This is a genomic window from Pseudomonas sp. KCJK9111, from assembly GCF_046231935.1.
Lineage (GTDB): Bacteria > Pseudomonadota > Gammaproteobacteria > Pseudomonadales > Pseudomonadaceae > Aquipseudomonas > Aquipseudomonas parafulva_B.
Window position 1 is genome coordinate 180,584 of the sequence record NZ_JBJJMO010000003.1, and the last position, 6,278, is coordinate 186,861.

A 6,278-nucleotide genomic window follows, 5' to 3' on the forward strand; every position below is an offset into this window, starting at 1 on the left:
CAGGCGTTTGCTGTCTGATCGTGCCGTCCAGCGTTGTGTGCCAAGCCCGGTTGATGGGGCAAGCCCTGTGACAGAGCACTCGGACCTCATTGTGCAAAGCTTGGACGGAGGTTGCCTGTGGGGCTGTATCAGCGTCTGGGCAAGGTGCAAGAACCCCCGGAAATTTTGACCCGCAGGTCCGGTTCCGCCGCCCGGCAGCCCTGCGCTACAGCGGGTGCCGCAAGCCAACGAATTAGGCTAGAATGCACGGCCTCCAAGCACACCCCTTCTGAGGCTGTCCCGACGATGTTGATCCTGCGCGGCGCTCCTGCCCTTTCTGCCTTTCGCCACGGTAAGTTACTCGAGCAACTGAGCCAGAAAGTCCCCGCTGTTACTGGTTTGTATGCCGAATTTGCCCACTTCGCCGATACCGACGGCGAGTTGACCGCCGACCAGCAGCAGGTGCTGGGCCGTCTGCTCAAGTACGGCCCGAGCGTACCGGTGCAGGAGCCCGCCGGTCGCCTGTTCCTGGTCGTGCCGCGCCTGGGCACTATTTCGCCCTGGGCCAGCAAGGCCAGCGACATCGCCCACAACTGCGGCCTGCAGTCGATCCAGCGCCTGGAACGCGGTATTGCGTACTACGTTGCCGGTGACCTCAGCGACGCCGATGCCGAGCAGGTGTCGGCGCAGTTGCACGACCGCATGACCCAGCGCGTGCTGGGCCAACTGGAGCAGGCCGCCGACATGTTCAGCCACGCCCAGCCAAGGCCCATGACGTCGGTGGACATCCTTGCCGGCGGCCGCGACGCCCTGGCCCAGGCCAACATCGACCTGGGCCTGGCACTGGCCGAGGACGAAGTGGACTACCTGGTCACCGCGTTCCAGGGCCTCAAGCGCAACCCCAACGACATCGAACTGATGATGTTCGCCCAGGCCAACTCCGAGCACTGTCGCCACAAGATCTTCAACGCCAGTTGGGACATCGACGGCCAGGCGCAGGACAAGAGCCTGTTCGGCATGATCAAGAACACCTACCAGATGCACAGCGAAGGTGTGCTGTCGGCGTACAAGGACAACGCTTCGGTCATCGTCGGCAACGTTGCAGGTCGTTTCTACCCGAACCCTGAAACCCGCCAGTACGGTGCGGTGCAGGAGCCGGTACACATCCTGATGAAGGTGGAAACCCACAACCACCCGACCGCCATCGCACCTTTCTCCGGCGCCTCGACCGGTTCGGGCGGCGAAATCCGTGACGAAGGTGCCACCGGCCGCGGCGCCAAGCCCAAGGCCGGCCTGACCGGCTTCACCGTGTCCAACCTGCGCATCCCAGGCTTCGAGCAGCCCTGGGAACAGGCCTACGGCAAGCCTGAGCGCATCGTAGACGCCCTCGACATCATGATCGAAGGCCCGCTGGGCGGCGCCGCGTTCAACAACGAATTCGGTCGCCCGGCCCTGACCGGTTACTTCCGTACCTTCGAGCAGAGCATCAACACCCCGCACGGTGAAGAAGTGCGCGGCTACCACAAGCCGATCATGCTCGCCGGCGGCATGGGCAACATCCGTGAAGACCACGTGCAGAAGGGCGAGATCACTGTCGGCGCCAAGCTGATCGTGCTCGGCGGCCCGGCCATGCTGATCGGCCTGGGCGGCGGCGCTGCCTCGTCGGTAGCCACCGGTGCCAGCTCGGCTGACCTGGACTTCGCCTCGGTACAGCGCGAAAACCCGGAGATGGAGCGCCGTTGCCAGGAAGTCATCGACCGCTGCTGGCAGCTGGGCGACGCCAACCCGATCGCCTTCATCCACGACGTCGGCGCCGGCGGCATCTCCAACGCCTTCCCGGAACTGGTCAACGACGGTGGCCGCGGTGGTCGCTTCGAGCTGCGCAATGTGCCCAACGACGAGCCGGGCATGGCCCCGCACGAAATCTGGAGCAACGAATCGCAGGAGCGTTACGTGCTGGCCGTCAGCGCTGTCGACTTCGAGCGCTTCAAGGCCATCTGCGAGCGTGAGCGCTGCCCGTTCGCCGTGGTCGGCGAAGCCACCGAAGAACAGCACCTGACCGTCACCGACAGCCACTTCGACAACACTCCGGTCGACATGCCGCTCGACGTGTTGCTGGGCAAGCCGCCACGCATGCACCGCTCGGTCACCCGCGAAGCCGAGCTGGGCGATGATTTCGACCCGAGCGAGCTGGACCTGGACACCGCTGTACAGCGCGTGCTGAGCCACCCGGCCGTGGCCAGCAAGAGCTTCCTGATCACCATCGGCGACCGCACCATCACCGGCCTGGTCGCCCGCGACCAGATGGTCGGCCCTTGGCAGGTACCGGTGGCCGACTGCGCCGTCACCGCCACCAGCTTCGATGTCTACACCGGCGAAGCCATGGCCATGGGCGAGCGTACTCCGCTGGCACTGCTGGATGCCCCGGCATCCGGGCGCATGGCCATCGGCGAAACCATCACCAACCTGGCCGCTTCGCACATCGACAAGCTGTCCGACATCAAGCTGTCGGCCAACTGGATGTCCGCTGCCGGCCACCCAGGTGAAGACGCGCGCCTGTACGACACCGTCAAGGCTGTCGGCATGGAGCTGTGCCCTGAGCTGGGCATCACCATCCCGGTCGGCAAAGACTCGATGTCGATGAAGACCAAGTGGAGCGAAGAGGGCGTCGAGAAGAGCGTCACCTCGCCGATGTCGCTGATCATCACAGGCTTCGCCCCGGTCACTGACATCCGCAAGACTCTGACCCCGCAACTGCGCATGGACAAGGGCGAGACCGACCTCATCCTGATCGACCTGGGCCGTGGCAAGAACCGCATGGGCGCCTCGATCCTGGCCCAGACCTACGGCAAGATCGCAGCCCAGGCGCCGGACGTCGACGACGCCGAAGACCTCAAGGCGTTCTTCGCCGTGATCCAGGGTCTTAACGCCGACGGTCACTTGCTGGCCTACCACGACCGTTCCGACGGCGGCCTGGTCACCACCGTGCTGGAAATGGCCTTCGCTGGCCACTGCGGCCTGGACTTGCACCTCGATCCGCTGACCGACAGCAAGGCGGACATCCCGGCGATCCTCTTCAACGAAGAGCTGGGCGCGGTCATCCAGGTGCGCCAGGACGCTACCCCGGACGTACTGGTCCAGTTCAGCGCCGCAGGCCTGGGTGAGCAGTGCGTGGCGGTGATCGGCAAGCCGGTCAACAACGCCGAAATCTCCATCAGCCTGAACGGCGAAGTGCTGTTCGATGACGACCGCCGCATGCTGCAGCGCCAGTGGGCTGAAACCAGTTACCAGATCCAGCGCCTGCGCGACAACGCCGATTGCGCCGATCAGGAATTCGACCTGCTGCTCGAAGAAGACAACCCGGGGCTGTCGGTCAAGCTTGGCTTCGATGTCAACGATGACATCGCCGCGCCCTACATCAAGAAGGGCGTGCGTCCGCAAGTGGCCATCCTGCGCGAGCAGGGCGTCAACGGCCAGGTCGAAATGGCGGCTGCCTTCGACCGTGCCGGGTTCGCGGCCATCGACGTGCACATGAGCGACATTCTTGCCGGTCGCGTGGACTTCGAGGCCTTCAAGGGCCTGGTCGCCTGTGGCGGTTTCTCCTACGGCGACGTATTAGGTGCCGGCGAGGGCTGGGCCAAGTCAGCCCTGTTCAACAGCCGTGCGCGTGATGCCTTCCAGGCGTTCTTCGAGCGCAACGACAGCTTCGCCCTGGGCGTGTGCAACGGTTGCCAGATGATGTCCAATCTGCACGAGCTGATTCCGGGTACCGAGTACTGGCCGCACTTCGTGCGTAACCGCTCCGAGCAGTTCGAGGCGCGGGTGGCCATGGTCGAGGTGCAGAAGTCCAACTCGATCTTCCTGCAGGGCATGGCCGGTTCGCGCATGCCGATCGCCATCGCCCACGGCGAGGGCCATGCCGAGTTCGCCAGTGAAGAGGCCTTGCTGGAGGCTGATGTGTCCGGTTGCGTGGCGCTGCGTTACGTGGACAACCACGGCAAGGTCACCGAGCAGTATCCGGCCAACCCGAACGGTTCGCCACGGGGCATCACCGGCCTCACCAGCCGCGACGGCCGCGTGACCATCATGATGCCGCACCCGGAGCGTGTGTTCCGTGCCGTGCAGAACTCGTGGCGCCCGGATGAGTGGCAGGAAGATGCGGCGTTGATGCGCATGTTCCGTAATGCGCGGGTGTGGGTGAACTAAGGCGTGTACAAGCTCGCCTTCTTCGTTCCTGCCAGCCATGTGGAGGTGGTCAAGGCTGCTGTGTTCGCCGCGGGTGGTGGGCACATGGGTGATTATGACCACTGCGCCTGGCAGACCTTGGGCCAGGGCCAATTTCGTCCGTTGGACGGCAGCCAGCCGTATCTCGGGCAAACCGGTCAGGTCGAGGTGGTGGAAGAGTGGAAGGTGGAGCTGGTGGTGGCTGACGATCTAGTTGCCCAGGTCGTCGCAGCGCTCAGGCAAAGCCACCCGTACGAGACGCCAGCCTATGAGGTTTGGCGGCTCGCCGAGTTCTAGACCGTAGCAAGGGTACTCGCGGCGGTTCGACGCCTCGACACGCCCGCTCCCACAGGTATTTGAGCTGCGCCCCAAATGTTGGACACCCGTCCACTTTTGGGGTTTTTATGCGCAAATATTCAAAGCAGTTCAAGCTGTCAGCCATTCAGGCCTTTCTTGATCGCGGGTATGGCTTTCGCCATGTTGCTGCGCAGTTCCAAATGGATCCGACGCTCCTTCGTCGCTGGGTCGTGGCCTACCGTACGCACGGTCAGGCCAGTCTGGAGAAAACAGGCCGCCATTACAGCGCCGAGTTCAAACTCGCAGTTCTTCATCATAAATGGCGCGAAGACCTTTCGTTGCGTGCCACGTCAGCGCTTTACAACCTCGGCATTTGCACACTGGTTCGCAGTTGGGAGGAACAGTATTACAGTGGCGGACATCAACCCCGACCGCCCCGTAAGGAGCCAGTGATTACCGCGATGCCTAAAGCACCCCGCAAGTCTGAAGACGTTTCATCCATGCCTACTGAGCAACTCACTCGTGAGCAGTTGCTGACAAGGCTAGCCCAGCTCGAAGCGGAGAGCGCCTATCTAAAAAAGCTCGAGGAGCTAGACGAGGAGAAGGCGAGGAAGAAGATAGCCAGGAAAAACCCCGGCTAGTCCAGAACCTTTGATCGTTAGCTGAAACCAGCAGCGTTTACTGATAATCTTGCTAGTTGCGCCTAGCCTCGGAAAGAGCAAAACTTCAGCTTACCGTCTCGCGAGGCAAAACCCTGTGTCAGTAGCTCTGCGTGCCTATTGCCCTTACGGGCACCACCAAAACCGAGCTAGCTCGGCAGTCATGCTTGGCTACAATGGTGAGCGAGAAAACTGCTGTTCCGGCACCTACCTGCTAGGCAATGGTTATCGGGCTTACAGCCCAGCGCTGAGGCGATTTCTTTCACCTGATGGCTGGAGTCCTTTTGGTGCTGGCGGGCCAAATGCTTATGGCTACTGCTCAGGAGATCCAGTCATGGGGTTGGATCCAAGTGGTCATGCGGATCTAAGTGGTCTGCGTAAAGTACCGCAAAAGCTATTGCAGCAATCACGAGGGGCAGAGACACAACAGGCTCAGCGGCAGACTGCACAACAGCGTGTGGAGGCACTGCGTGCCAGACTACAACAGCGGCAACAAAGACAAGCCCATATACCGACACAACCTGTTACGCAAACACTTAGAAATCCTATGGCTCAGCAGGGTACACAGTATCTGGCTAACCGTCTTGCACCAGCGGGTAGTACAGATCAACAGCTGCCATTGGCCAACGGGGCTCAAACTCCGCCCCGCCATGAAGTTGAGGGACTACAGCCACTTGACCTCGCTCAGGCAGAGTCTCTGTATCAGCAACTTATTGACCTGAATCGGCACGAGCAAAACTTTAGTCGGAATCTTTCATATTTGGCAGAAGGCACCGAACTACGTATGAGTTATGAGCGAAACATGTCCAATATCAGAGCGCGCGCAGACCAAATCCGCGGTCAACTTGGTGTTTCCGCACTCAGCTGGTTCCACTTCTGAAGAAATGGTTGGTCGGTGATTGGGCGGTTTCCGGGGTGCCGGCGTAGCAGGTGCGGGTGCGCAGCCACGAGCCGATAGCCTGGTAAGGCATGAGATATCCGGGGCTGCTTTTCAGCTTGTCGCGACACAAGGCCGTTTGGATGTTGAATGATATTCAAAAGGTGTATACGCTTTACACAAATATATCGAGTGTATAACTTGTTGCAGTTGCAGTTGCAGTTGCAGTTGCAGTTGCAGTT

General features: G+C 61.4%; 4 protein-coding genes. All 4 read left to right on the forward strand.

What is annotated here, in order from left to right; translation table 11 throughout:
* Positions 1 to 285 precede the first annotated feature (285 nt).
* The 4 genes from purL to ACK59L_RS02770 all read left to right on the forward strand — a co-directional run bounded on the left by purL (position 286) and on the right by ACK59L_RS02770 (position 6,039).
* Positions 286 to 4,185 (forward strand): phosphoribosylformylglycinamidine synthase, encoded by a 3,900-nt coding sequence (gene purL, locus ACK59L_RS02755; protein ID WP_196136695.1) that lies wholly within the window; start codon positions 286 to 288, stop codon positions 4,183 to 4,185.
* A gap of 3 nt (positions 4,186 to 4,188) precedes the next feature.
* Positions 4,189 to 4,500, forward strand: a complete 312-nt coding sequence (locus tag ACK59L_RS02760) for an NGG1p interacting factor NIF3 (RefSeq protein WP_197844831.1) — start codon at positions 4,189 to 4,191, stop codon at positions 4,498 to 4,500.
* Between the two features lie 107 nt (positions 4,501 to 4,607).
* A complete protein-coding gene (locus tag ACK59L_RS02765) occupies positions 4,608 to 5,141 on the forward strand; it encodes a transposase (protein WP_409271708.1) in 534 nt (177 codons plus the stop codon).
* Between the two features lie 181 nt (positions 5,142 to 5,322).
* Positions 5,323 to 6,039: an RHS repeat-associated core domain-containing protein gene (locus tag ACK59L_RS02770; RefSeq protein ID WP_409271710.1), complete on the forward strand. Its 717-nt coding sequence runs from the start codon at positions 5,323 to 5,325 to the stop codon at positions 6,037 to 6,039.
* Positions 6,040 to 6,278 lie beyond the last annotated feature (239 nt).